This is a genomic window from Candidatus Pelagibacter sp. (assembly GCF_052049855.1).
Classification (GTDB): Bacteria; Pseudomonadota; Alphaproteobacteria; order Pelagibacterales; family Pelagibacteraceae; genus Pelagibacter.
Map to the genome: position 1 here is coordinate 371334 of NZ_JBNGZE010000002.1, position 23587 is coordinate 394920.

Genomic DNA, 23587 nt, shown 5'->3' on the forward strand with positions numbered 1-23587 from the left:
ATTATGTTTTTAACTAAATGCCTCCGCCCAAGTGCCTTGAGTTGATGCTTTAGAATACTCGGTTGCCCTACCTTCAAAAAAGTTCATGTGTTCAACAGCATTAAGCATTGTATCTAACCAAGTTAGTGGATTTTTTTGAACATCATAAATTGGCTCTAATCCTAATTGAATAAGTCTTCTATTAGCAATGAACCTAATGTAATCTTTAACTTCTTGAGCAGTTAAACCTTCCATTGGACCCATTTCAAAAGCTAAATCAATAAAAGCATCCTCATGGTCAACAATTATTCTGCAAGCTTCATAAAGTTCTTTTTTAAGTTTAGGTGTCCAAATTTCAGGATTTTCTTTTATAAACTCCTTAAAAATTCTGATCATAGAATTACAATGAAGTGTTTCATCTCTTACAGACCAAGTAACTATCTGCCCCATTCCTTTCATTTTATTATGTCTTGGAAAATTCAATAAAATAGCAAAACTTGCAAACAATTGTAGTCCTTCTGTAAAAGCACTAAACACAGCAACTGTTTTTGCAATATCCTCTTTTGAATTTACATTAAAACCTTGCATATAATCATACTTGTCTTTCATCTCTTTATATTTCATGAAAGCTGAGTATTCAGATTCAGGCATACCAATTGTGTCTAAAAGATGAGAATAAGCAGCTACATGAACTGTTTCCATTGCGGCGAATGCTGTCATCATCATTAACACTTCTGTAGGTTTAAATACAGTTGTGTAATGTCTTAAATAACAATTATTAACTTCTACATCTGCTTGAGTAAAAAATCTAAATATTTGGGTTAATAAATTTTTTTCTGGCTGAGATAAATTCTTTTGCCAATCCCTAACATCATCCCCCAAAGGAACTTCTTCTGGCAACCAATGAATTCTTTGCTGAGTTAACCATGCATCATAACACCATGGATATCTAAAAGGTTTATAAACAGGGTTCTCAACTAGTAATCCCATTTTTTTTGGTTGAATAATTTCTTTATTAATCTTTTCTGCTACTGACATGATAAACACTCCTCGTACTCTTGCTCTTCGTTAGATGGTTGATTTTTAGATTTATAAACATTAGCTGTAATATCTGTTGATTTAGCATCATTAATATTTTCAGCCCTTTGAATTGATTTTGATCTACAGTAATAAAGGCTCTTTAAACCTTTCTTCCAAGCATCAAAATGAATTTTGTGTAATTCCTTCTTATGGACATCTGCAGGTAAAAATAAATTTACAGACTGCGCCTGTGAAATAAATGGAGTTCTGTCACCACTTAATTCAATTATCCAATTTTGGTTAAGCTCAAATGCAGTTTTAAATACATCTTTTTCAAGATCTGTAAGGAAATCTAGATGATTAACTGAGCCTTGATTAGTAGTAATTGTAGACCATGTTTCATCATCATTTTTACCATGCGATTGAAGAATTTCCTCTAAATATCTATTTCTAACATTAAATGATCCTGAAAGAGTTTTATGTGTATAGCTATTTGCAGCAATGGGCTCTACTCCTGGAGATGCTCCACCACAAATAATTGAAATCGAAGCTGTTGGAGCTATAGCTGTTTTATTAGAAAATCTTTCTTTATAACCATACTCAGCCGCATCTGGACATGCTCCTCTTTCTTCAGCTAAATCTTTCGATGCTTGATTTACTTTTTCATGAATGTTTTTAAATATTTTTTTATTCCAAGATTTTGCCATTACCGACTCAAGTGGAATTCTATTTTTTTGCAAAAATGAATGAAAACCCATCACCCCTAATCCAACGCTTCTTTCTCTTTCGGCTGAATATTTTGCATCTTTGAATTGATCTGGTGCTTTATTTATAAAATCAGATAAAACATTATCTAGAAATCTCATCACATCACTAATCATATCTGGATCATCTTTCCATTCATCATATTTCTCTAAATTTAAAGATGACAAACAACATACCGCTGTTCTATCTCTTCCGTCTTTATCAATACCTGTTGGTAAAGTTATTTCGCTACAGAGGTTTGAGGTTTTAACTGTAAGATTTGCTAACTTATGATGTTGCGGGATTTGTCTGTTAACTGTATCAATGTAAATTATATATGGTTCACCAGTTTCAATTCTTGCGGTTAATAATCTTATCCATAAATTTCTTGCAGAAATAGTTTGTTGAACACTACCATCAGCAGGACTTTTTAATGCCCACTGCTCATCTGTTTCAACTGCTCTCATAAAAGCATCGGAAACTAAAACGCCATGGTGTAAGTTTAATGCTTTTCTATTTGGGTCACCACCTGTCGGTCTCCTCATTTCTATAAACTCTTCTATCTCCGGATGATCAATTGGAAGATAACAAGCCGCAGATCCTCTTCTTAATGAACCTTGGCTAATTGCCATAGTTAATGAGTCCATAACTTTAATAAACGGAATTATTCCTGAGGTCTTTCCAACCTTTCCAATTTTTTCTCCAATAGAACGTAAGTTACCCCAATAACTTCCTATACCACCACCTTTTGCAGCAAGCCAAACATTTTCGCTCCAAAGATCTAAAATTCCACCCAAGCTGTCTGAAGCTTCATTTAAAAAGCATGATATTGGTAAACCTCTTTTAGTTCCGCCATTTGATAAAACTGGTGTTGCTGGCATAAACCAAAGATTGCTAATGTAATTATAAATTCTTTGAGCATGCAGATTATCATCTGCATATGTACTAGCCACTCTAGCAAATAAATCTTGATAAGATTCGTTTAAACCTAAATATCTATCTTTTAAAGTTGCTTTACCAAAGTCAGTTAGATTTGCATCTCTAGAACGATCAATTTTTATTATAATGCCTTTGTCGTTTTGAAATAATTCTGTCTCGTTATTTAAAGAAAAAAGATCAGGCTTATTTATTTTAGAAACTTCTTTAATAACTGGGCTATATTCAGAGACAGCTTTTTTGAGGGCCTGAGAAAGAATCTTATTCATAAAAGTTTAATATATTTTGTTATTAGTACGAAAACAACTATATGTTGTAGGCGTTTGCTGTCAATACACTATATAAACATTTTAACAACAGAACATTTATAGAACGCGACAATATAATTTTCAATAAAAAAATTGAATTTTTTCCAAGAAATTAACATAAAAAGGTTAAGTAAATACCTAATGAATCAAAACGTAAAAATAGACCCCTATGGATTTAGAGAATATGACGCTCGTTGGTTGTATGAAAAGGACATAAATTCAATTGGAATAGAGAATCTTGGTAAAGGACTTGGAACACAAGTAAAAATTCATACTAAAAAAGAAAATCCAAGAATAATAGTAGGTCACGATTATCGTTCATATAGTGAAGAAATAAAAACGGCTCTTAAAAAAGGATTAATATCTACTGGATGTAATATTGAGGATGTGGGTCTATCATTGTCTCCAATGGTTTATTTTGCGCAATTTAATTTGAATGCAGATGCGGTAGCTATGATTACAGCCAGTCATAATGAAAATGGGTGGACTGGTGTCAAAATGGGAATCAAAAAAGGACTTACTCATGCACCTGAAGAAATGAAAGAATTAAAAGAAATTACATTAAATCAAAATTTTTCTAAAGGAGAAGGAAATGAAAAAAAAATAAATAATTTTGATAAAATTTATAAGGATGACTTAATTAGTAAAAATAAAATTAGGAAAAAAATAAAAGCTGTAGTGGCTTGTGGAAATGGAACAGCAGGCGTTTTTGCTCCAGATATTCTAAGAGGTATTGGATGTGAGGTAATAGAGTTAGATTGTAATCTAGATTGGAATTTTCCTAAATACAATCCAAATCCTGAGGATATGGAAATGCTGTACGAAATAGTAAAAGTAGTCAAAAAAAACAATGCTGATATAGGTTTTGGATTTGATGGTGATGGAGATAGGGTTGGTGTTATTGACGATAAAGGTAATGAAATATTTTCAGATAAAATTGGTCTTCTAATTGCTAGAAATTTATCTAGTGAACATAAAAATTCAAAATTTGTAGTAGATGTAAAATCAACAGGTTTATACTCAACAGATAAAATCTTATTAGAAAACAACTGTGAAACAATTTATTGGAAAACAGGTCATTCTCATATTAAAAGAAAGGTGAATACTGAAAAGGCATTAGCAGGTTTTGAAAAAAGTGGTCATTTCTTTTTCAATCAACCTTTAGGATATGGTTATGACGATGGAATTAACTCAGCAATTCAAGTGTGTCACTTATTAGATAATCAAAATAAAAAAATGAGTGAAATTACTAGTGAATTACCTAAAACATTTCAAACACCAACAATGGCACCTTTTTGCAAAGATGAAGAGAAATATATTGTTGTTGAAGAGCTGGTTAAAAAAATTAAAAATTTACAAAAAAACAAAACTGAAATAGATGGCCAAGTTATTAATGATATTTTAACTGTTAACGGAGTTAGGTTTTCATTTGAAGATGGTTCTTGGGGACTTATAAGAGCATCTTCAAACAAACCATCTTTAGTTATTGTTACTGAAAGCCCAACATCAGATGAAAGAAAGAAAAAAATCTTTGATTTTATTGACGATTTGTTACAAAAAACAGGTAAGGTCGGTGAATATGATCAGAAAATTTAATTCTTTAAATTATCTTCATCGTTTTTATTTTCTAAGTTTTTGTTATCAGTTTTAGTTTCTAAATTATCGCCATCCTTATTATTTTCTTCTTCAGGAGTTTCGTCGCTATAAAACTTTCTAACCAATTCCTCCTCTTTAAGTCTTTGTTCTTCATCAAATTTTTTCTCCCATTCTTTCATTCGCCTATTTTCCTCATCTTCTCTCTCTTTTTGAGTAATTTCAGCTAATCTAATTCTCTCATTTTCTTCATCAATTCTTTTTTGTCTTTCCTCCTCTATTTTCAATTCTCTTTGTCTTTGACGTCTTTCATTTTCTTTGTTTATTCTCTCACGTTCAGCTTCTTTAAGTTCTTTTTCTTTATTTCTTAATTCCTCTTCTTTCGCTCTTTGCTCAGCCTCTTCTTTTAAAATTTGTCTTTGAATTTCTTGTTGTCTTTCAGTTTCTAGATCTCTTAATCTTTCTTCCATTTCTTTAAGTTTTTCTTGCTCATATTTAAGCTTCCTAGCTGCCTCTCTTAATCTTTGTTCTTCCTCAAGTCTATTTTTCCTTTCAATTTCTTTTAATCTTATTTTTTCTTGTCTTTCTTTTTCTTTTTCATCTCTTCTATTTTGAGCTTCAATTTCTTTATTTTTTAATTGTTCCTCTTTAATTTTTATATTTTCTTCTCTAATTCTTTGTCTTTCTAACATTTTTAACCTTAAATCTTCTTCTTTAAGCTTTCTGGCTTCCTCTCTAAGTTTTCTAGTTTCTTCGTCTTTAATTTTTTTCTGTTCTATTTTAATTCTTTGAGCTTCTATTTTTTGTCTTTTTTCTTCATTCTTTTTTTTTTGCTTTTCATTTTCAATGATTAATTTTTTTTGAAAAAGAAGTTTCTTTCTTTCTTCTTTAAGTTCGTCTTGTTTAGCTTTTTTTGCTAATTTTTTTTCTAAAATTAATTCTCTTTTCTTTTCTCTCTCTAATTGTTTTTGTAATGCTAAATCTTTTTTAACTTTGTTTTTTTTAAATTCTTTTAAAAGCGAGGAAAACTTATTTTTAGTTTTATCTATTGGATCAAATAAATTTTTTTTAATATTTTTATTAATGTCTTTTATTGAAACCATTTTTAAAAGTATCAATTAGAATAATAACACTAAATATTATGTGTGGCTAAATTGAGTTTTTTTTTCAAACTAAATACAACTTAAGATTGTTTGATTTTAAAATAGTTAATAAAAGGCATTTTCAACTAATAAGTGTTCTTAAATATTTAAAGAATCACTTAGTTTGAATTTGTGAGGTGATGGAGGGAGACTGAAATCACCTCTTTTTTATTGCTTGTTATAATTTTAAGTATTCGTAAAAAAATTTAATCGAAACCACTAAAAGAAAAATTCCAAAGAACTTACTAATTTTATTCTTATCAATACTGTGTACTGTTTTAGCTCCTATCCGAGCCATGAAAGTTGTAATTGGTATAAATATTAAAAATGCTGGTATGTTTATAAAACCAATACTTAGTGGAAGACTAGAATTTAAAAAACTTCCTGATAGAAGAAATCCTATTGCTCCAAATAGAGCAATTAGAAAACCTATGGCTGCTGCACTCCCTATAGCTTTATTTATTGAATAACCAAAAAACTTAAGGATAGGTACATTCATTACAGCTCCTCCTATACCCATAGGAGCAGATATAAACCCAACAAGAAAACCAAGAATTACTTTTAAATGTAATTTCATTTTAACAATTATGTTTTGCTCCTTTTCTTTTATTAAAAGTAAGTAAATTCCTAAAAATAAGATCATTATAGAAAAAAATAAAACCAAAGATTTAGTTTTTAGAGAAGCTGCAAAAACAGTTCCAACAATCACTCCTAGTACAACAAAAAGACCGTAATTCTTTACAATTTCAAAATCAACTGCTTTAAATTTATGATGTGTTAAAACTGAAACTATAGAGGTTGGTATTATGATTGCAAAAGAAGTTCCAACAGCAAGATGCATTACATATTGAGGATCAATTTCTAAAGAACCAAAAATAAAATATAAAAAAGGAACAGTTATCAACCCTCCACCTATACCAAATAATCCAGCCACAAAACCTACAGGAATAGCTGTTAAAGCCATTAATAAAATAATATAACTGTATTCGTTTGTTAGAATTGAATTAAGCAGACTGTCCTACTCTAGTATCTACATTGTTATATTTAATTTTATCCATTATGTGATCAATTTTTTTGACATCAGCATCTCTCACACACATGTTTTCACTTAAATATCTTTTCCAATAACTTGCACCTGTTTGACCATGAAATAAACCAAGAGTATGTCTCATAATTTGATTCAATCTTGTTCCTTTTTTTAATTCTTCTTTAACATAAGGAATGAGTTGTTCAATCACATCTTGTCTACTTGGCACATCTTCATTATTAAATATTTCTCTTTCAATATCAGCTAAAATATATGGGGTATGATAAGCGGCCCTTCCAATCATTACACCATCTGTTTTTTCTAAATGAGGCTTTATTTCATTTACTGAAGTTATTCCCCCATTAATAATGATTTCATCATTAGGAAAATCTTTTTTTAATTTATAAACATATTCGTATTTTAGAGGAGGAATATTTAAGTTTTGCTTAGGTGTAAATTTACCCAACATTGCTTTTCTTGCATGAATGATGAAAGTTTTAACTCCAGTTGCTTTTAAAGTAGAAATAAAACTATGTAAATTCTCATAATCTTCTACATCATCGTAACCAATTCTTGTTTTTATAGTTAATGGTAGATTTGTAACTGATTGCATTTTACTTAAACAATCTGCCACTAAATTTGGTTCTTTCATTAAACAAGCACCAAATCTATTTTTTTCAACTTTTTTACTAGGACAACCTAAGTTTAGATTAATTTCATCATAACCAAAATCTTCGCCTACTTTAGTGGCTTCAGCTAAAAGTTTAGGAGAGGAGCCTCCTAATTGAAGTGCTACAGGTTTCTCATTAATATTAAACTCCAATAACTTTTTTTTATCTCCTCTATTTATAGCTTCATCGACTACCATCTCAGTGTAAAGAAGAGTGTTTTTGGATATTAATCTTAGAAAAAATCGTTCATGACGATCTGTGCAATCCATCATAGGAGCAACTGATACTTTCCTATTCATGGTATAACTTTATATTATTTTTTTATGAGTTTGAAGCTTCAGTATCATCTAAAGATACATCTGGCTCTTGATTTTCTGATTCTGATACTTCATCTAAAGAAACTTCTCCTTGCTCATTCATCGTTTCTTCTCCCACTGAATTATCAACTTCTGCTGTAGCTGTTTCAGATAGCTCAGCCAAATCTTCTTTTGTTACTTGAATTTTTTCTGGAGTTTTTCTTGCTCTTTTAGATGGTAAAATTGGAGTACCACTTTTTGAAATTTCACCTTTGTAAAGATTTTCAAAATCATCACCTATTTCTTCATCATCCTCAGCGGTATCGTCAACTTGTTCGACATGTTTTCTAAGTTTGTAAACTGCGCTATCAGTTAAATCTGAAACTTTAATTTTTTCTTCAGCAATTTCTCTTAATGAAATAACTGTATTTTTATCGTTATCTCTATCAATTGTTGGTTCTATTCCTGCATTAAGTTGGGTAGCTCTCTCTTTAGCAACAAGTACTAATTCGTAAGGACTTTCTACTTTATCTATACAGTCTTCTACAGTAACTCTAGCCATGCGGAGTATCTACACAGTGAGTCTTTAAAAATCAAGGCCTATTTTTATAAATAATGAGGATTTAACTTATTTTTAACTAAATAAAGAAGAATAATTGATCCAAAGATATAAGTTCCTGAAACAACGGCTATGTCTTCAATTGAAAAACCAATATCAATCAGAAAACCAAATAGGGCCGTACCAAATGCTGTTGAAAACACCATCAATGCAGTTGTTAAGGCTTTTATGGACCCAATATATTTAACACCATAAATCTCAGCCCAAGTTGAGGAACCAAGAACGTTTGCCAAACCATTGGTTACCCCCACTAAACCAAAAAATACAAAAGAAGACAGCGATGCATTAAAATAGTAGAGAACTGTAGTACCAAAAAGAAGTGGGATATTCATATAGATTAATAATTTTCTACTTGAAAATTTATCAATTAAAAAACCAGATATAAAAAGAGTGATCACGGATAAAATTGAGTAAGCCATAAATGATTGAGCAATCACATAAGGACCCCATTCTTTAGATGAAGATATAAAAGACTGATAAACAAAAGATCCAGTTGCAATCCATGGCATAGCAAGCATTGTCATACAGATGATGTAAAATCTATAATCTTTTAAAACTTCAATTCTTTTCCATTGTTTGATTTCTTTATAGTTTTCTTCTATTTTAGTTTCTTCTCTGGTATCAAGCTTAACGTCTTTAACTAAAAGAAAAGTTGCAACAGGTAAAACAAGTATAACTAAGATAGATATTGAGACCCAAATATCTCTCCATTCTATAAAAGTTAATAAAAAAACAATTAAAACTGGCATTATAAATTCAGCCAATGACAATCCTAACCAACCTGTACCTAAGGCTCTGCCTCTATTTTTTTCAAAAAAACGAGATATGGTTGTTGTTGCTGTATGACTTGATAAACCTTGTCCAGCTAATCGCATTAAAAAAATTCCTACAAATAAAAAAATAACAGATGAAATTTTTGAAAATATAAAACAAGAAGCAGATAGAAAAATAATTACATAAAAAGCAAACTTTAATATGTTTACGTCATCAATTTTTTTTCCAATCCAAACTAAAACAATACTACTCAGTAAAGTGGCTGATGCATAAATTGAGCCAAATTGTCCGTGTGTAATTGATAAGGCGTCTCTAATACTAGAATTAAATAGGCCAAGAAAAAAACTCTGTCCAAAACTTGAAAAAAATGTAAAAATAAACCCAAATACAATTACTTTTAAACTTAAACTTTTAAACATAGAAATAAATTATGACTTGTAATGTTGCTTTCATAGGTCTTGGGGTTATGGGCTACCCAATGGCTGGATATATATCAAAAGCCGGACACAATGTAACTGTTTTTAATAGAACAAAATCTAAAGCTGAAAAATGGATTGGTGAATATAAAGGTAAAATGGCCAATACGCCTGCAGAGGCTGCAGATGGTGCTGATTTTATTTTTACATGTGTTGGTAATGACGATGATTTAAGAGAAGTGGCAACTGGGGAAAATGGTTTATTTAACACAGCAAAAGCTGGATCTATTTTTATTGATAACTCAACTGTATCAGCAGAAGTATCAAGAGAATTAAATAAAAAAGCAAATGATAAAGGTTTTAGTTTTTTAGATGCTCCTATTTCAGGAGGACAAGCTGGTGCTGAAGGTGGAATATTAACGGTAATGGTTGGTGGTGATGAAGAAGTGTTTAAAAAGGCTGAGCCTGTAATTGATTGTTATAGTAAAAAAGTAAAATTAATTGGTCCTTGTGGAAGTGGTCAGTTAACAAAAATGATGAACCAAATGTGTATTGCTGGAACAGTTCAAGGTTTATCTGAAGCAATCAATTTTGGAATTAACGCCGGTTTAGATATGGATAAAGTTATGGAAACAATATCTAAAGGCGCAGCACAATCTTGGCAAATGGAAAATAGATACCGAACTATGACTGATGATAAGTTTGATTATGGTTTTGCTATTGATTGGATGAGAAAAGATTTAAAAATTGCAATCGAGGAAGCAAAAAAAAATGGTTCACCTGTTCCAATAACAGAAATTATTGATGGTTATTACGCTGAGGTTCAAGAAATGGGTGGCAATCGTTGGGATAGTTCAGGTTTGATTGCAAGATTAAAAAAGAAAAAATAATTTTGTGACGGATACAGTTCCTTATTACGAGGACTTTACAGAGATCAAAAAGAAAATTTGGTCAATGTTTGATAATGCTGTTAAAGATAGAGGTTCACAATTTAGAATACCTGTATTTATTTGTGGGGATCAATCTGACTTAGATGGAAGAATTGTAGTTTTGAGAAAATCAGACCAATCAAATAATATATTGCAATATCATAGTGATATTAGATCAGATAAAATAGAAAAACTGAAAGCAAATAAAAATGCTGCAATGTTATTTTATGATAAAGATGAAAAAATACAGGTCAGATTAAAAGTAGAATGCATTATTAATCACAATAATGACGTAACAAAAGAATCTTGGTCCAAAACTCAGCATATAAGTAGAAAATGTTATTTAGTTGATAATGGTCCCGGAACTGAATCAGATCTACCAACCTCTGGTCTAAAACCGGAATTAGACAATTTTGACTACACCAAAGAACAAAGTGAGGAAGGTTATAAAAATTTTACAGTTATTCAGTGTAAAATTAAATCTATAGAATGGCTTTATTTAGCAGCTAAAGGTCATCGAAGAGCAAAGTTTAATTTAGAAAATAATAAAGATACTTGGTTAGTTCCATAGATGGTAACTGAATACATTTTTACAGCATTTCTTATAATTTTAGGATTAGGTGTAATGAGATTTGGGAGTATTCATTTTAAAAAATTTAAAGAGGGTAAAACCAAAATTAAATCTAAGTTAAGTGGGCAATTATCTTTCTTAATTTTATTTATAGTAATACTTGGATTGATCATTTATTCGGTGAACGATCTATTATTTAATTAAACCAATTATTCTTTCAAATACCTTTGATAATTATATTTGTACCTTCGGAATTATCTAATCTTATTTGTTTTATTGGTTTGTATTCTTCAGAATTGTACCATTCTAATGCTTTTTCATATGTAGGAAATTTAAGAATAATAATTCTAGGAAAATTTGTTTCACCATCAAAAATTTGAAATTCACCACCTCTTACCAAAAATTCTCCACCAAATTTTTTTACAATTGGATTAACTTTTTCAACATATTCTTTATAATTTTCAGGATTAGTTATTTTCAATTGTGCAATTACATATCCTGCCGACATTTAACTCCTTTAAAAAATTGATTTCGAATATTTTTTCCAATTATCTTGATAATGTTTTGTGTTTTCAAATACTGCTTTTTTTTCTTCCTCTGAAACTTCTCTAATAATTTTACCTGGTGAACCAACAACCAGAGAGTTATCTGGTATGATTTTATTTTCTGTTATCAAAGCTTTAGCTCCAATAATACAATTCTTTCCAATAATAGCTTTATTTAAGATAACAGCTCCAATCCCAATTAAACTATTGTCTCCAATGGTACATCCATGAAGCATAACTAAATGTCCAACAGTAACATTTTTTCCTACTTTTAAAGGACATCCAGGATCTGTGTGTAATACGCTTCCATCTTGTACATTAGATCCTTCACCAATATGAATATTTTCAATATCTCCTCTAAGCACTGCATTAAACCAAATACTTGTATTTTTTTCTAAAGTAACATCTCCTATTATTGTAGCATTCGGAGCTACCCAATTTTCGCCAGAGTTTTTTGGTTTTTTATCTTTTAAATCATAAAACATAATCTATATATTTTACATTATGCCTATACAAACTCCAATATGTGATTTTGGTCAAAAAGCTATTCCATTTGAATTAAAATCTACTGAAAATAAAATTCTATCCTTAAATGATATCAAAGGTGAAAATGGAACTTTGATAATGTTTATTTGTAATCATTGTCCATATGTAAAAGCTATTACAAAAGAATTAGTTGAAGATTGTAGCGAATTAAACAAAATTGGTATCAACTCAGTTGCGATCTGCTCAAATGACTTTGTTAATTATCCAGACGACTCATTTGATAACATGATCAAGTTTTCAAATGAAAATCATTTCAATTTTCCTTACTTACATGATGAAACTCAAGAAATTGCTAAAGCATATGATGCTGTGTGTACTCCAGATTTCTTTGGCTACAATAAAAATCTAGAACTTCAATACAGAGGACGATTAAGAGAACTTAGGAAGTTTATTCCAGTTAAAGACGGAGAAAGTGATCTGCTAACAGCTATGAGACAAATAGCTAATACTGGAAAAGGTCCTGAGGATCAGATACCCAGTGCGGGCTGTAGTATTAAATGGAAGTATGATTAATGTATCTAATTGTAACTAGATCTTTCCCACCTGAGCTTGGTGGTATGCAAAATCTAATGTGGGGTCTTTCAAGAGAATTAGCTAAAAACTTCATGATAAAAGTTTTTGCAGATCATATAGAGGGTCACAAAAATTTTGATGAACAAGCTTCCTTTTCAATCGAAAGAGTTGGTGGGATTAAATTACTTAGAAAATATAGAAAGGCACAATTAATCAATGAATATATTAAAGAAAACAAAATAGATGGCATTATTGCGGATCACTGGAAAAGTTTAGAACTTATTAAAACTTCTAAGAAAAAATACTGTTTAATTCATAGTAAAGAAATCAACCATCCTAAAGGTTCTAGTCAAAATAAAAGGGTGATTAGTGTGTTAAATAATATTGAAAAAGTTATAGCAAATTCTCAGTTTACAAAAAATCTAGCGATTGAACTTGGAGTTAATGCAAATAAAGTAATTGTAATAAATCCAGGTGTGGATCCTGTTGAAGAATTAAACAAAAAAACTTTAGATAAAGTTGAAAGCATTCTTAAAATTAAGAAACCAAGATTAATTACAGTATCAAGATTTGACAAACGTAAAAACCATGAAAAAATAATCATGGCTTTAAGAAATTTAAAACAAAAATATCCTGATATTGTTTACATTTGTGTTGGATATGGAGAGGAAGAAGAAAATATCAAAAAACTTGTAAAAGAATTAGATCTTGAGGCCCAAGTCATGTTTTTTAAAAATATAAGTAATGATCTTAAAAATGCTTTAGTTGCAAAATCAAACATTTTTGTGATGCCCTCTATAATCCACAAAAAATCTGTTGAGGGGTTTGGTATAGCGTATGTTGAGGCTGCACAGTACGGTGTTCCATCAATTGGTGGTAAAGATGGTGGGGCTGCTGATGCAATTAACCATGATAAGACTGGTTTAATATGTGATGGAAATAGTCTAGATGATATTTATTCCTCAATTAATTCAATGCTTGAAAATAAAAAGTATTTAGAACTTGGAAAAAATTCCAAAGAATTTGTTAATAAATTTCAATGGTCTAAAATAATTCAAGAATACAAGAAGATATTAAATTGATTTCAAACAATAAATTAGCAATTTTTTTAATTGTAGCTTCAGTATTATTTGGAACACTGATGCTTACATTTTTAAAATTAGCTCAAGAAGAAGTTAATGTTTACGTCGCAGGATTTTTTAGATTTTTATTTGGTTTTCTAATTATTTTGCCCTACATATTAAAATCCAAGTTCACAGTATTTAAAACAATTCATCATAAGAAACATTTTTTTAGAGCTTTTTTAAACTTACCTTCCATGCTTTTATATTTTTCAGCTTTAGTAATGATGCCAATTGAAAAAGCTACAGCAATTTCCTTTGTTGTCCCTTTCTTAGTAACAATATTAGCTGTTTTATTTCTTGGAGAAAAAATTTACTTATACAGGAGCTTTGCTTTAGTTTTAGGATTTATTGGTATGATGATAATTTTAAGACCTGGAATAATTGAAATATCTCTTGGCGTTTATATGGCTTTAGCCTCCTCTTTTATGTGGTCTGTTGTGATTATAATTACAAAAAGTATAGCAAAAGATGATAGTTCAATAACAATTTTATCTTATGGATACACATATATGACAATCTTTAGTTTTATTATTGCGTTATTTCATTGGCAAACACCTGGTTTACAGACTTTAATTTATTTATTTTTTGGAGGATTATTTGGTACTTTGTTGCACCTTTGCATTAATCATGCTTATAAATTAGTTGATGTTAGTGTCACTCAACCATATTCCTTTTTGAGTCTAGTATTTGCATCTTTGATAGGTTTCTATGTATTTAATGAAACTCCTGATTTATTTACATGGATTGGTGCAAGTGTAATTTTTTTAGGAGTTTTAATTATTTCATATAGAGAAATGAAATTAGAAAAAGAAATAATTAGAAAAAGTATAGATATTAAAAATTAAAAAATAATTTTAGATAATCTTTCAAAAACTTTTTCTACTGACAGTTTTGATAATTCAGGAGCCTGTATCGCTTTAAAATTTTCTCTTTCAATACTTACTTTAAAAGGAGTTGTATGAGATCCAAATAATGAAATTCCTTTTGATCCTAAATGAGCTGCCATGTGTGCAGGTCCAGTATCATTTGCAACAACAAATGAACTGTCTTTAATTAATGCTGCTAACTGAGAAATATCTAATGCTTTGCTGTTATCTAAAATACAAAGCGCATTAATATTTGATGCCTCTTTAATTTCATCTGGTCCAGGTGCTACAACAACTTTAAATTTATTGTCTGACTTTTTATTAATCATAGAAATTAATTCGTTATAGTAAGGCCATTTTTTAGATGTTAAATGGGGTGAGCAGAAAGGAAAAAGAAGAATATATTTATCTAATTTATGAAAATTTTTTATTTGAGATATGTCTGTTGTGCTCCATGAAAAATCAGGTTTTAAAGTATGATTTGTACTTATGCCTGAACTTTTTAATTGATAATCAAATCTAGACAAAACAGAGTCTTTTTCAAAATCTTGTTTAGTTGTTCCTTCAGGTAATGTTGTATCAGTAGATGACCAAGTATCTTTTGTTGCTTTTGGAAATAAAATTTTTTTATAAAAAGCTGTTCTGCTAGAGTTCTGTAGATCATAAACTTTATAAAAATTATATTTTTTTATACTTTTCATTAATGAATATAAATAAATGAGGTTTAATCTCGATAACCGTTTATCTATAATAATATTTGAAATATGTGGATTTTTTTTAAATAAATCAAAGTATGGTTTAGTTGTAAGCAAATGAATTTCATCTTCTTTATGATTCTCAGAAATATCTTGAATTGCCCCACATGCTTGAGCTATATCTCCCAAAGACCCATGTTTGATTATTAAAATATTCGACATATTTTTAACAATTTAACATAGTATAAAATTTAATGAATAAAATTATAGTAGAAGTATCTGTAGGTGAGCTTTTAGACAAAATTTCAATCTTGGAAATTAAAAAAGAAAAAATTAAAGATCCTGAAAAACTAAATTTTGTATCGAATGAACATTCGATTCTTAAAGATCAGTTAGAGAAAAATGTTAAATCAGACGATAAACTGAATAAACTATTCCAAGATTTAAAAGAAATTAATGCTAAACTTTGGGTTATCGAAGATAATAAAAGAGATTGTGAAAAAAATAAGGACTTTGGTGATAAATTTATAAAATTATCTAGAGATGTTCATTTTTTAAATGATGATCGAGCAAAAATAAAATTAGAAATTAATAATCACACTGGATCAAGTATTAAAGAAATTAAAGAATATACTAGCTACTAAAAACTTTAGGAAACCAATCATCTCTCATCAAATCTCCCGTTTTTAAATTAATTCCATCAAATGGAGGCGAAGTTGGCCCTCCTCTATCAATATATTTTACATCATCTCCTATAAATCGCATCGAAAATGCTCTTCGTGGTTTAGAAGAATTGTTTCCTGTTGAACCATGTACAATTTTAAAATTAAATAAAACAGCATCACCCAAACTTAATTCTGGAATTAAAATATTTTCTTCAAATTCTTTTAATGGCGGTAAATCCATGAAAGAACTATCATCATCATACCAAGATTGGTTGTTTGACCATTTTGTAGGTCTAATTAACTTTGGCCATTTGTGAGATCCTAAAATTAATTTAAGATTATTTTTCAGATCAACTTCATCTAATGGAATCCAAAAACTTCCAGTATCGTTTCCATTAACACAGTAATAAGGCATATCTTGATGCCATGGAGTTTCTTTATAAGTACCTGGATCCTTTATAAAAATGTGTTCATGAAAAATTTGAGTAGATTTAGAATTAGTTGCTTCTGCAACTATTTGAGCTCCTGGTGAATTATATAAGCAATCCTTAAATTCTTCTATCCTTTCCCAGTTGCAATAATCCTCAAAAAATCTTCCTTTATCACTGCTTACATTTTCTCTACCGTGTTTACTTGGATTATCTAATACTTTTTGAAATCCTTTTCTAAGTGGTTCAATCCAATCTTTAAATATATCCTTAATTATTATTACACCATCTTTTTGATAATAATTAATTTGTTTGTCTGATAAAAACATTTTTATTGCTGAAAGCTGTACTTTTTTTCCAAATATTTAATCACATTATGAATAATAAAGGTCATGAATAGATAAATTCCACCCGCAACAATAAATACCTCTATTGGTTTGAAAGTTGTTGAAATTATATATTTAGCAACACCAGTTAAATCCATCAGGGTTACTGTGCTTGCTAAAGAAGTTCCTTTCATCATCAATATAATTTCATTTCCGTACGCAGGAAGTGATTGTCTAATAGCAATTGGAATTTGGATTTTATAAAAAATTATTTTATTTGATATTCCCAAGCTTTTTCCAGCCTCGATTATACCTGGTTTTATTGTTTGAAATGCTGATCTTAAAATTTCTGAGGTATATGCGCCAGTGTTTAAAGTAAAAGCTATAATTGCACACCAATAAGGTTCTTTTAAAATTACCCACAGGAATGTTGTTCTTAAATATTCAATTTGACCCAATCCAAAATAAATTATGAAAATCTGGACCAATAAAGGTGTTCCTCTAAATATATATGAATAGCCATAAGCAAATTTATTAATAAATATATTTTTATTTAATCTTAAAATTGCAAAGAAAAGACCTAGGAATAATCCAAAAAATAATGATGCAGATAATAATTTTAAAGTAACTACAGTTGCTCCTAAAAGTTTGGGGAAACTAGTGATCATTAAATCAAAATCCATTAATACCCCCTGCTATACCTAACTTCTAGTTTGTTAATTAATTTCATGCTCACGTAGGTAAGCAAAAGATATAAAACTGCTGCAAAAGAATAAAAAAATAGAGGATCTCTTGTTGAACCAGCCGCAATGTATGATTGTCTCATTATTTCAACTAAACCCGTAACTGAAATTAGAGAGGTATCTTTTAAAGTTATTTGCCAAACATTGCTCAAATTTGGAATAGCCAATCTTAACATCTGGGGTAATATTATTTTATAAAATTGCCCAAATTTATTTATTCCAAGAACCTTTGCAGCTTCAAATTGACCTTTGTCTATTGATTGAATTGCTCCTCGAAATACTTCAGTCGAATAAGCTCCGGAAATAATACCAATAGCCATTGATCCTGTAATAAAAGCATTTATTTCTATGTATTCATAATAACCAAATATTGAAGCCACATACATGATAGCTCCACTTCCTCCAAAGAAGAAAAGGTAAATTACTAATAGTTCAGGTACACCTCGAATTACCGTTGTATAAAAATTGCCGACTAAATTCAGAGTTTTATATTTAGAAAGTTTTAAAGGAGTAAAAATTAATGCAAAAAAGAAACCAACTAACATTGCTGTAATTGATACAGCGATTGTCATCAAGGTTGCGTAAAATAACTCGTCACCCCATCCTGTTTTACCAAATGCTAGAAGTTCCATATAGATTGGCGACTATATATTATAGTCGCCAGATCTGAAATGAATTACATAGAAGCGTCGAAACCAAAGTGCTTAATAGCAAGTTTGCTAATAATTCCTTGTTTTCTAGCTTTGTTAATTGCTTTATTGAAGTCTTTTAAGATTTTGGCATCTCTTTTACCAATAGCACTATCGCTAGCTTGTCTTATACCAACACCTACACCATTACCAAATGCACCACCTGAAAAAGTTGGACCAACTAATACAACTGATTTACCTGATTTGTCTGCATAATCTGTAAATGCTACTGCTGCAGCTAAAGCAACATCACATCTTCCAGAAGTTAAATCTAAGTTAACTTCATCTTGAGTTTTATAAGTTCTAACATTTACACTACCTACATCACCAGACTCTAAAAAGTTTTGGTGAATTGTACCTGTTTGAGTACAAACAGTTTTACCAGCAAGTGCTCCTGTCAATGTCTTAAGAGCTTTTTTAACATCAGATCCACCCAATGATAAATTAATACCTTCTGGTGTATCCATGCCCTCTAAGCTTGAACCTTTCATTACTGCAAGAGAAGCTACTTCGTCAGCATAACCTTGTGAAAAAGTAATTGTTTTTTGTCTTTCAGCAGTAATTGACATTCCAGCCATTATTGCATCAAACTTTCTCATGACTAGAGCTGGAATCATACCGTCCCAATCTTGTTCAACAATTGTACACTCATACTTCATAATTGAACAAAGTTCTTGAGCGAGCTCTACCTCAAAACCAATAAGATTTCCTGATGCATCTTTTGAATTCCATGGAGGGTAAGCACCTTCAGTTCCAATTTTTATTTTTTCAGCGGAAACGTTTCCAATGATAAATAAAGAAGCAAGAACTGTTAAAATAGTTTTTTTGAATATATTCATTATTTTCTCCTTTAATTAAGGTGAATTATTTCACAAATTTAAATAAGAAAAAAGAAAAAATTAGTGATTTATTGATGAAGAAAAATTCCAAGAGCAATCAAAGCTGGGTATATAAACTCTTGCTAATTTTGCGTTTCCAAAATTTTGATTAAAAACATTCAACCAGTTTTCAACCTGTTGTGGTTTTTTGTCTTGACTTCCTACTTGGGCAGTAATAACTCCTTTGGGTTTTAAAATTCTCACCAATGAATCCATATTTTTAGATGCTAAATCTATACAATATTGATCATCATTAAGATCTACGAATATATGATCATAAGTATCATCACCAACTGACTTAATACTTTTGAAGGCGTCACCCCAAACACATTTCACAGAATTTTTTTCAGTCGCTTTTTTTCCAATATCCCCAAGGTGTTTGTTACAAACATCCACAACTTCAGGATCAAGTTCATACCAATCTATAAAGTTAAAATTTTTAGAAATACATTCTCTTGCAACTCCACCATCTCCACCACCAATAATTGCCACTCTTTCATTATCTTTATTTAAGTCTAAGCCCGAGCCAACAAATGTTGAGCTGTATAAATGTTCGTCTGTTGAAGCTACTTGTATTTCACCATCAATAAACAAAGATTTACCAAATTGCTCTAAATCTAAAATTTCTATGTGTTGACCTACTTTAGATTTAAAGTCTTCTAAAACATCATTTACTACATATGATTTTTGTAATCCTGGTGAACTATAAATGTCATGATAAAGAGATTTAGTGTCTCTATTGAATTCTTTTTTAACTATTCTTTTGTGTTCAAATTCTTTTTTTATAATATCTATCGCCACTGATGGGTTTACTTTTCCACATGTAAAGAAATCAAAACTTATAATTCCTTTTTCTGGAAATGTATGAAAACTAATGTGACTTTCTGCTAACAATGCAAGAATAGTAAAGCCCTGGGGTTCAAATTTGTATTTAGATATGTTTAGAATTGTTACTTTTGCAACTTTTGCAATATCATTAATTACTTTTTCAAATACTTTAGGATCGTATTCTTTTGTTGTACCAATAATGTCTAGAGTTATGTGCTCTCCAACTTTAGTCATTAGCTATCCTTTTTTATAATTCTTTGCTTTGGATAAAACTTTTTTCATTTCATTAATTGAAAGAATCTTAGGCCTACCCAATTTAAGGCTCGTTATATACTGAAGCGATATATTTTCAACCTCTTCAGCAAGTTCAAATGCTTTTGATAAACTTTCTTCAAATGCAATCTGTCCGTGATTTGAAATTAAACAAGCTTTCCGACCTTTTAGTGCTTTCAAAATATTTTCTGATAATTTTCTTGTTCCAAATGTTGCGTATTTTGCACATTTGATATCATGACCTCCAGCCATTGCTACCATATAGTGAAAGGAAGGTATTCCTCTCTTGTGAGTAGAAACTGCTGTAGCGCATGTTGAGTGTGCATGAACAATTGCTTTTGCTTCTTTTTTTTTTCTGTAAATATCTTGATGAAACTTCCATTCAGATGAAGGAATTCCTTTTTTTTTATCAAAGTATCCGTTTAAGGAAACAAAAACTATATCATTGTTCTTTAATGTTGAGTATTTTTTTCCTGAAGGAGTAATTAAAAAACCATCTTTGTACCTTGATGAAATATTGCCAGATCTTAATGCTGATATCTTTTTTGAATTCAACATTTTTGAATATTTTATTATTTCAGATCTTAAATTTTTCATTTAAACAGTTTTTTTAAACCATCAAAAGAGGCTTCGGTAATCCCTCTTTCAGTAATTAAACCTGTCACATATTTTGCAGGTGTAACATCAAATGCTAAGTTCATTGCTTTACTTTTATATGGATATATCAAAACTTTCTTAATTTTATTGTTCTCATCTACACCTTCAATATGAGATAATTCCTCTGAATTTCTCTCTTCAATTGGAATATCTTTTGCATCTTTTATTTCCCAATCTATTGTTGAACTAGGAAGAGCAACGTAAAAAGGAACATTATTATCATGAGCGGCTAATGCTTTAAGATAAGTTCCAATTTTATTGCAAACGTCTCCGTTGGATAAAGTTCTATCAGTTCCTACAATACACATGTCAACTTCATTTCTCTGCATTAAAATACCCCCTGTATTATCTGCAATAATAGTATTGGGAATTTCTTCTTCGTTTAATTCATATGATGTTAAGTTTGCTCCTTGGTTTCTTGGTCTTGTCTCATCTACCCATACATGAACTGGTATTCCTTTTTTATGAGCATGGTAAATTGGTGATGTTGCTGTGCCCCAATTAATAGTTGCCAACCAACCTGCGTTACAATGAGTTAAAATATTTACAGTATCCTTCTTTTTATTATAAATTTCCTCAATTATTTTTAATCCGTTAATTCCAATATTTTCACAAAATTTTTCATCCTCATCACATATTTCTTTAGCTTCATTTAAAGCAATATCCAAAATCTGATCACTATTAATACCTGAAATTGTTTTCAACATACGATCAATTGCCCATTTTAAATTAATTGCGGTTGGTCTTGAATCAATTAATTCTTCTGAACTTTTTTTTATAAACTTTGTGTCATTGTTTTCTTGTATTGCTAAAACTAGACCATATGCAGCCGTTCCTCCTATTAGAGGTGCGCCTCTCACTTCCATTGTTTTTATAGAGTTAATTGCGTCTTTTACTGTTTTTAATTCTTTGATTATAAACTGATGTGGAAGTTTTGTTTGATCTATTATTTTTACAATATTTTTTTCAAACCAAATGGTACGATATTCTTTGCCTTCTATTTTCATTTAGAAAATTTCTTCTAAATATTTTATTATATCTTTATTTTTCTTTTCATACTCTGCATAACATTTAGTTAGCGTTATTCCATGATAATTATTCATTGGCTCAGCTTTTTTACAACCAGAATTAGTTAAATTTACAAATTTAACTGAATTTATACTTTTAAATAAAGAATAGTCATTTGGAGAATTATAATGATCTTTATCATGTGCAATAATAATTGCATTTACTTGAGATAAATCCTCAACAAAACCATAATATCTTACGTCTTCCCACCAAGGCCAATCTTTTCTATTTTTAACAGTTCCACCAGCTCCAGGATTAAGACCTATAACACCTTTCACCAGCATTGGGAATTCTGCTTTTATTTTTAATGATTGCCAGCCACCTGATGAATGACCAGCAAGAATAATATTCTTAAATCCATCTTCAATAAAATTATCAACTTTATCTTTTATAACTCTTCTTCTTTGGTTTTGTTTTTGTTTATTAATTAATGGAATTCCATCTTTGTCTTTTAATTCTATGGCCAATTTTCCTTTTTTTTCATGAGCTTTCCACATTTTAGTTTGCTCTTTTTTTGACCATCCTTTTGCACCTGTACATAATCGATATATTTTTACTTTTAAATTTTTAATGTTTTTGTCATGTAGGTCTCTTATAACTTTGGGAACATCGTTTCCTGGAACTGCACATTTATCACTTTTTTGATCATTGTCTGAGCCATGATTGTAAATAATTAAAATTGAATTTTTTTTGTCTTTTATTTCGTTCTTGGAATAAATTTTTCCTTTGCTATCTATAAATCCATTATCTTTAGAAAATTTTTTAAGATCTTTATCAAATTTTGGGCTTGAATAAGCATTGGTTACGAAAAAACTTACAACTAAAAAAATTATTATTCTGATCATTTTAATAAAATTCTCCCAGCAACAGTTTTTAATTTCTCAATTGTTTTTTTAGTTCTTTTTTCTGGAGCTGTTATTATTGCTACATCTAGACAATTATTAGTTGGATCATTTGGATCAATGTGATTTTCAAAATTATCAATTAAACTTTTAATCATAACTTTTGCTTTTTCAGCGTTTCCTAATAGTACTTTAATCACTTGTTGTACATCAACATTTTCATGATCTGGATGCCAACAATCAAAGTCTGTAACCATTGATACTGATGCATACCGTATTTCAGCTTCTCTTGCGAGTTTTGCTTCAGGCATATTAGTCATTCCAATTACATCTGCTTTCCATGATCTATATAAATTTGATTCTGCTAATGTAGAAAATTGTGGCCCCTCCATAACAACATATGTACCATTTCTTTGATAATCTATGTTTGATTTTTTAATTGCTTCTTCGCATGCATTCATTAATCCGTTTGAAGTAGGATGAGCCATAGATACATGAGCTACAATTTCATCATCAAAAAAAGTTTTGGCTCTTGCAAAAGTCCGATCAATAAATTGATCTACGATTACAAATTTTCCAGGTGGTAAATCTTCTTTAAGCGAACCAACTGCTGATACAGAAACAATATCTGTAACTCCTAGTTGTTTAAGGGCATCTATATTTGCTCTAAAATTAATTTTTGAGGGAGAAACAAAATGTCCCCTTCCATGTCTTGGTAAAAAATAAACTTCCTTACCATTATATTTGGTTTTTAAAATTTGATCTGATGGTTTTCCCCAAGGGGTTTTAAAATCAAATAATTCTCTATCTTTAAATTCCTCAACATCATAGAGACCGCTACCACCAATTATTGCTAATTTATTTGTTGTCATAATT

At 29.9% G+C, this 23587-nt stretch carries 27 protein-coding genes; 8 read left to right on the forward strand and 19 right to left on the reverse strand.

Annotation, left to right across the window (positions count from 1 at the left end):
- Window positions 1-9: 9 nt before the first annotated feature.
- On the reverse strand, window positions 10-1017 hold the full coding sequence (locus ACTT9X_RS04155; RefSeq protein ID WP_271559742.1) for a ribonucleotide-diphosphate reductase subunit beta: 1008 nt from the start codon (window positions 1015-1017) through the stop codon (window positions 10-12).
- Complete coding sequence (locus tag ACTT9X_RS04160; RefSeq protein WP_440934409.1) at window positions 1008-2948, reverse strand: ribonucleoside-diphosphate reductase subunit alpha; 1941 nt, start codon at window positions 2946-2948, stop codon at window positions 1008-1010. The genes ACTT9X_RS04155 and ACTT9X_RS04160 overlap by 10 nt, the downstream gene beginning before the upstream one ends.
- Before the next feature lie 180 nt (window positions 2949-3128).
- Between ACTT9X_RS04160 and ACTT9X_RS04165 the strand changes: the two genes are divergently transcribed.
- A complete protein-coding gene (locus ACTT9X_RS04165) occupies window positions 3129-4583 on the forward strand; it encodes a phosphomannomutase/phosphoglucomutase (protein ID WP_440934410.1) in 1455 nt (484 codons plus the stop codon).
- Here ACTT9X_RS04165 and ACTT9X_RS04170 read toward each other — a convergent pair.
- The 5 genes from ACTT9X_RS04170 to ACTT9X_RS04190 all read right to left on the reverse strand — a co-directional run bounded on the left by ACTT9X_RS04170 (window position 4580) and on the right by ACTT9X_RS04190 (window position 9528).
- On the reverse strand, window positions 4580-5683 hold the full coding sequence (locus ACTT9X_RS04170; RefSeq protein WP_440934411.1) for a hypothetical protein: 1104 nt from the start codon (window positions 5681-5683) through the stop codon (window positions 4580-4582). The two genes, ACTT9X_RS04165 and ACTT9X_RS04170, sit on opposite strands and share 4 nt — an antisense overlap.
- Before the next feature lie 217 nt (window positions 5684-5900).
- Complete coding sequence (locus ACTT9X_RS04175) at window positions 5901-6686, reverse strand: sulfite exporter TauE/SafE family protein (protein ID WP_440934412.1); 786 nt, start codon at window positions 6684-6686, stop codon at window positions 5901-5903.
- A 40-nt stretch (window positions 6687-6726) separates the two neighbouring features.
- A complete protein-coding gene (dusA, locus tag ACTT9X_RS04180) occupies window positions 6727-7719 on the reverse strand; it encodes a tRNA dihydrouridine(20/20a) synthase DusA (RefSeq protein ID WP_440934413.1) in 993 nt (330 codons plus the stop codon).
- Between the two features lie 22 nt (window positions 7720-7741).
- A complete protein-coding gene (rpoZ, locus tag ACTT9X_RS04185; RefSeq protein ID WP_440934414.1) occupies window positions 7742-8278 on the reverse strand; it encodes a DNA-directed RNA polymerase subunit omega in 537 nt (178 codons plus the stop codon).
- Window positions 8279-8322: 44 nt separating this feature from the next.
- Window positions 8323-9528, reverse strand: a complete 1206-nt coding sequence (locus ACTT9X_RS04190; RefSeq protein ID WP_440934415.1) for an MFS transporter — start codon at window positions 9526-9528, stop codon at window positions 8323-8325.
- An 11-nt stretch (window positions 9529-9539) separates the two neighbouring features.
- On the opposite strand from ACTT9X_RS04190, the gene ACTT9X_RS04195 reads away from it, so the two are divergent.
- The 3 genes from ACTT9X_RS04195 to ACTT9X_RS04205 are packed head-to-tail and all read left to right on the forward strand — an operon-like array spanning window position 9540 to window position 11229.
- Window positions 9540-10415, forward strand: coding sequence for an NAD(P)-dependent oxidoreductase (locus ACTT9X_RS04195; RefSeq protein WP_440934416.1), 876 nt, complete (start codon window positions 9540-9542; stop codon window positions 10413-10415).
- Window positions 10416-10419: 4 nt separating this feature from the next.
- On the forward strand, window positions 10420-11025 hold the full coding sequence (locus tag ACTT9X_RS04200; protein WP_440934417.1) for a flavin-binding protein: 606 nt from the start codon (window positions 10420-10422) through the stop codon (window positions 11023-11025).
- On the forward strand, window positions 11026-11229 hold the full coding sequence (locus tag ACTT9X_RS04205; protein ID WP_440934418.1) for a hypothetical protein: 204 nt from the start codon (window positions 11026-11028) through the stop codon (window positions 11227-11229). It abuts the gene before it with no gap.
- Window positions 11230-11242: 13 nt separating this feature from the next.
- On the opposite strand, the gene ACTT9X_RS04210 is transcribed toward ACTT9X_RS04205, so the two are convergent.
- Both ACTT9X_RS04210 and ACTT9X_RS04215 read right to left on the reverse strand, forming a co-directional pair.
- Window positions 11243-11533, reverse strand: coding sequence for a DUF1330 domain-containing protein (locus ACTT9X_RS04210; protein WP_440934419.1), 291 nt, complete (start codon window positions 11531-11533; stop codon window positions 11243-11245).
- Between the two features lie 9 nt (window positions 11534-11542).
- The gene (locus tag ACTT9X_RS04215; RefSeq protein ID WP_440934420.1) at window positions 11543-12055 is read right to left on the reverse strand and encodes a gamma carbonic anhydrase family protein; all 513 of its coding nucleotides are present in this window, start codon (window positions 12053-12055) and stop codon (window positions 11543-11545) included.
- 19 nt (window positions 12056-12074) lie between these two features.
- On the opposite strand from ACTT9X_RS04215, the gene ACTT9X_RS04220 reads away from it, so the two are divergent.
- Genes ACTT9X_RS04220 through ACTT9X_RS04230 form a run of 3 tightly spaced genes read left to right on the forward strand, consistent with a single transcriptional unit; the run spans window position 12075 to window position 14598 of the window.
- A complete protein-coding gene (locus ACTT9X_RS04220) occupies window positions 12075-12629 on the forward strand; it encodes a thioredoxin family protein (RefSeq protein WP_440934421.1) in 555 nt (184 codons plus the stop codon).
- A complete protein-coding gene (locus tag ACTT9X_RS04225; protein ID WP_440934422.1) occupies window positions 12629-13711 on the forward strand; it encodes a glycosyltransferase family 4 protein in 1083 nt (360 codons plus the stop codon). Before ACTT9X_RS04220 ends, ACTT9X_RS04225 begins: the two co-directional genes overlap by 1 nt.
- Complete coding sequence (locus tag ACTT9X_RS04230; RefSeq protein ID WP_440934423.1) at window positions 13708-14598, forward strand: DMT family transporter; 891 nt, start codon at window positions 13708-13710, stop codon at window positions 14596-14598. The genes ACTT9X_RS04225 and ACTT9X_RS04230 overlap by 4 nt, the downstream gene beginning before the upstream one ends.
- Here the strand turns inward: ACTT9X_RS04230 and ACTT9X_RS04235 are convergent.
- Window positions 14595-15536: a glycosyltransferase family 9 protein gene (locus tag ACTT9X_RS04235; protein ID WP_440934424.1), complete on the reverse strand. Its 942-nt coding sequence runs from the start codon at window positions 15534-15536 to the stop codon at window positions 14595-14597. The genes ACTT9X_RS04230 and ACTT9X_RS04235 overlap by 4 nt on opposite strands.
- A 32-nt stretch (window positions 15537-15568) precedes the next feature.
- On the opposite strand from ACTT9X_RS04235, the gene ACTT9X_RS04240 reads away from it, so the two are divergent.
- Window positions 15569-15958 carry a DUF6165 family protein gene (locus tag ACTT9X_RS04240; protein ID WP_440934425.1) on the forward strand — a complete coding sequence of 130 codons (390 nt, stop codon included), beginning with the start codon at window positions 15569-15571 and terminating at the stop codon, window positions 15956-15958.
- Here the strand turns inward: ACTT9X_RS04240 and ACTT9X_RS04245 are convergent.
- Genes ACTT9X_RS04245 through ACTT9X_RS04285 form a run of 9 tightly spaced genes read right to left on the reverse strand, consistent with a single transcriptional unit; the run spans window position 15948 to window position 23583 of the window.
- On the reverse strand, window positions 15948-16736 hold the full coding sequence (locus ACTT9X_RS04245; RefSeq protein ID WP_440934426.1) for a phytanoyl-CoA dioxygenase family protein: 789 nt from the start codon (window positions 16734-16736) through the stop codon (window positions 15948-15950). The two genes, ACTT9X_RS04240 and ACTT9X_RS04245, sit on opposite strands and share 11 nt — an antisense overlap.
- Window positions 16737-16738: 2 nt before the next feature.
- Window positions 16739-17416: an ABC transporter permease gene (locus ACTT9X_RS04250; protein ID WP_023855077.1), complete on the reverse strand. Its 678-nt coding sequence runs from the start codon at window positions 17414-17416 to the stop codon at window positions 16739-16741.
- Window positions 17416-18108 (reverse strand): ABC transporter permease, encoded by a 693-nt coding sequence (locus ACTT9X_RS04255; protein WP_023855076.1) that lies wholly within the window; start codon window positions 18106-18108, stop codon window positions 17416-17418. Before ACTT9X_RS04255 ends, ACTT9X_RS04250 begins: the two co-directional genes overlap by 1 nt.
- Window positions 18109-18152: 44 nt before the next feature.
- Window positions 18153-19004 (reverse strand): transporter substrate-binding domain-containing protein, encoded by an 852-nt coding sequence (locus tag ACTT9X_RS04260; protein ID WP_440934427.1) that lies wholly within the window; start codon window positions 19002-19004, stop codon window positions 18153-18155.
- A gap of 60 nt (window positions 19005-19064) precedes the next feature.
- A complete protein-coding gene (gene speD, locus ACTT9X_RS04265) occupies window positions 19065-20105 on the reverse strand; it encodes an adenosylmethionine decarboxylase (protein ID WP_440934428.1) in 1041 nt (346 codons plus the stop codon).
- Between the two features lie 3 nt (window positions 20106-20108).
- Window positions 20109-20741, reverse strand: a complete 633-nt coding sequence (locus ACTT9X_RS04270; RefSeq protein WP_440934429.1) for a class II aldolase/adducin family protein — start codon at window positions 20739-20741, stop codon at window positions 20109-20111.
- Entirely contained in the window at window positions 20738-21808 is a 1071-nt protein-coding gene (gene mtnA, locus ACTT9X_RS04275; RefSeq protein WP_440934430.1) for an S-methyl-5-thioribose-1-phosphate isomerase, read from the reverse strand. The genes ACTT9X_RS04270 and mtnA overlap by 4 nt, the downstream gene beginning before the upstream one ends.
- A complete protein-coding gene (locus ACTT9X_RS04280; RefSeq protein ID WP_440934431.1) occupies window positions 21809-22714 on the reverse strand; it encodes a hypothetical protein in 906 nt (301 codons plus the stop codon).
- Window positions 22711-23583 (reverse strand): S-methyl-5'-thioadenosine phosphorylase, encoded by an 873-nt coding sequence (locus tag ACTT9X_RS04285; protein ID WP_440934432.1) that lies wholly within the window; start codon window positions 23581-23583, stop codon window positions 22711-22713. Before ACTT9X_RS04285 ends, ACTT9X_RS04280 begins: the two co-directional genes overlap by 4 nt.
- Between the last annotated feature and the right edge of the window lie 4 nt (window positions 23584-23587).

Bases quoted from the DNA above. Each gene is read 5' to 3' on its own strand.
- ACTT9X_RS04285 (WP_440934432.1), bottom strand. From the start codon at position 23,583: ATGACAACAAATAAATTAGCAATAATTGGTGGTAGCGGTCTCTATGAT.
- ACTT9X_RS04235 (WP_440934424.1), bottom strand. From the start codon at position 15,536: ATGTCGAATATTTTAATAATCAAACATGGGTCTTTGGGAGATATAGCT.
- ACTT9X_RS04165 (WP_440934410.1), top strand. From the start codon at position 3,129: ATGAATCAAAACGTAAAAATAGACCCCTATGGATTTAGAGAATATGAC.
- ACTT9X_RS04270 (WP_440934429.1), bottom strand. From the start codon at position 20,741: ATGAAAAATTTAAGATCTGAAATAATAAAATATTCAAAAATGTTGAAT.
- ACTT9X_RS04195 (WP_440934416.1), top strand. From the start codon at position 9,540: ATGACTTGTAATGTTGCTTTCATAGGTCTTGGGGTTATGGGCTACCCA.
- ACTT9X_RS04245 (WP_440934426.1), bottom strand. From the start codon at position 16,736: ATGTTTTTATCAGACAAACAAATTAATTATTATCAAAAAGATGGTGTA.
- ACTT9X_RS04175 (WP_440934412.1), bottom strand. From the start codon at position 6,686: ATGGCTTTAACAGCTATTCCTGTAGGTTTTGTGGCTGGATTATTTGGT.
- ACTT9X_RS04225 (WP_440934422.1), top strand. From the start codon at position 12,629: ATGTATCTAATTGTAACTAGATCTTTCCCACCTGAGCTTGGTGGTATG.
- ACTT9X_RS04170 (WP_440934411.1), bottom strand. From the start codon at position 5,683: ATGGTTTCAATAAAAGACATTAATAAAAATATTAAAAAAAATTTATTT.
- dusA (WP_440934413.1), bottom strand. From the start codon at position 7,719: ATGAATAGGAAAGTATCAGTTGCTCCTATGATGGATTGCACAGATCGT.
- rpoZ (WP_440934414.1), bottom strand. From the start codon at position 8,278: ATGGCTAGAGTTACTGTAGAAGACTGTATAGATAAAGTAGAAAGTCCT.
- ACTT9X_RS04205 (WP_440934418.1), top strand. From the start codon at position 11,026: ATGGTAACTGAATACATTTTTACAGCATTTCTTATAATTTTAGGATTA.
- speD (WP_440934428.1), bottom strand. From the start codon at position 20,105: ATGACTAAAGTTGGAGAGCACATAACTCTAGACATTATTGGTACAACA.
- ACTT9X_RS04160 (WP_440934409.1), bottom strand. From the start codon at position 2,948: ATGAATAAGATTCTTTCTCAGGCCCTCAAAAAAGCTGTCTCTGAATAT.
- ACTT9X_RS04280 (WP_440934431.1), bottom strand. From the start codon at position 22,714: ATGATCAGAATAATAATTTTTTTAGTTGTAAGTTTTTTCGTAACCAAT.
- mtnA (WP_440934430.1), bottom strand. From the start codon at position 21,808: ATGAAAATAGAAGGCAAAGAATATCGTACCATTTGGTTTGAAAAAAAT.
- ACTT9X_RS04210 (WP_440934419.1), bottom strand. From the start codon at position 11,533: ATGTCGGCAGGATATGTAATTGCACAATTGAAAATAACTAATCCTGAA.
- ACTT9X_RS04240 (WP_440934425.1), top strand. From the start codon at position 15,569: ATGAATAAAATTATAGTAGAAGTATCTGTAGGTGAGCTTTTAGACAAA.
- ACTT9X_RS04220 (WP_440934421.1), top strand. From the start codon at position 12,075: ATGCCTATACAAACTCCAATATGTGATTTTGGTCAAAAAGCTATTCCA.
- ACTT9X_RS04255 (WP_023855076.1), bottom strand. From the start codon at position 18,108: ATGGAACTTCTAGCATTTGGTAAAACAGGATGGGGTGACGAGTTATTT.
- ACTT9X_RS04215 (WP_440934420.1), bottom strand. From the start codon at position 12,055: ATGTTTTATGATTTAAAAGATAAAAAACCAAAAAACTCTGGCGAAAAT.
- ACTT9X_RS04260 (WP_440934427.1), bottom strand. From the start codon at position 19,004: ATGAATATATTCAAAAAAACTATTTTAACAGTTCTTGCTTCTTTATTT.
- ACTT9X_RS04250 (WP_023855077.1), bottom strand. From the start codon at position 17,416: ATGGATTTTGATTTAATGATCACTAGTTTCCCCAAACTTTTAGGAGCA.
- ACTT9X_RS04155 (WP_271559742.1), bottom strand. From the start codon at position 1,017: ATGTCAGTAGCAGAAAAGATTAATAAAGAAATTATTCAACCAAAAAAA.
- ACTT9X_RS04190 (WP_440934415.1), bottom strand. From the start codon at position 9,528: ATGTTTAAAAGTTTAAGTTTAAAAGTAATTGTATTTGGGTTTATTTTT.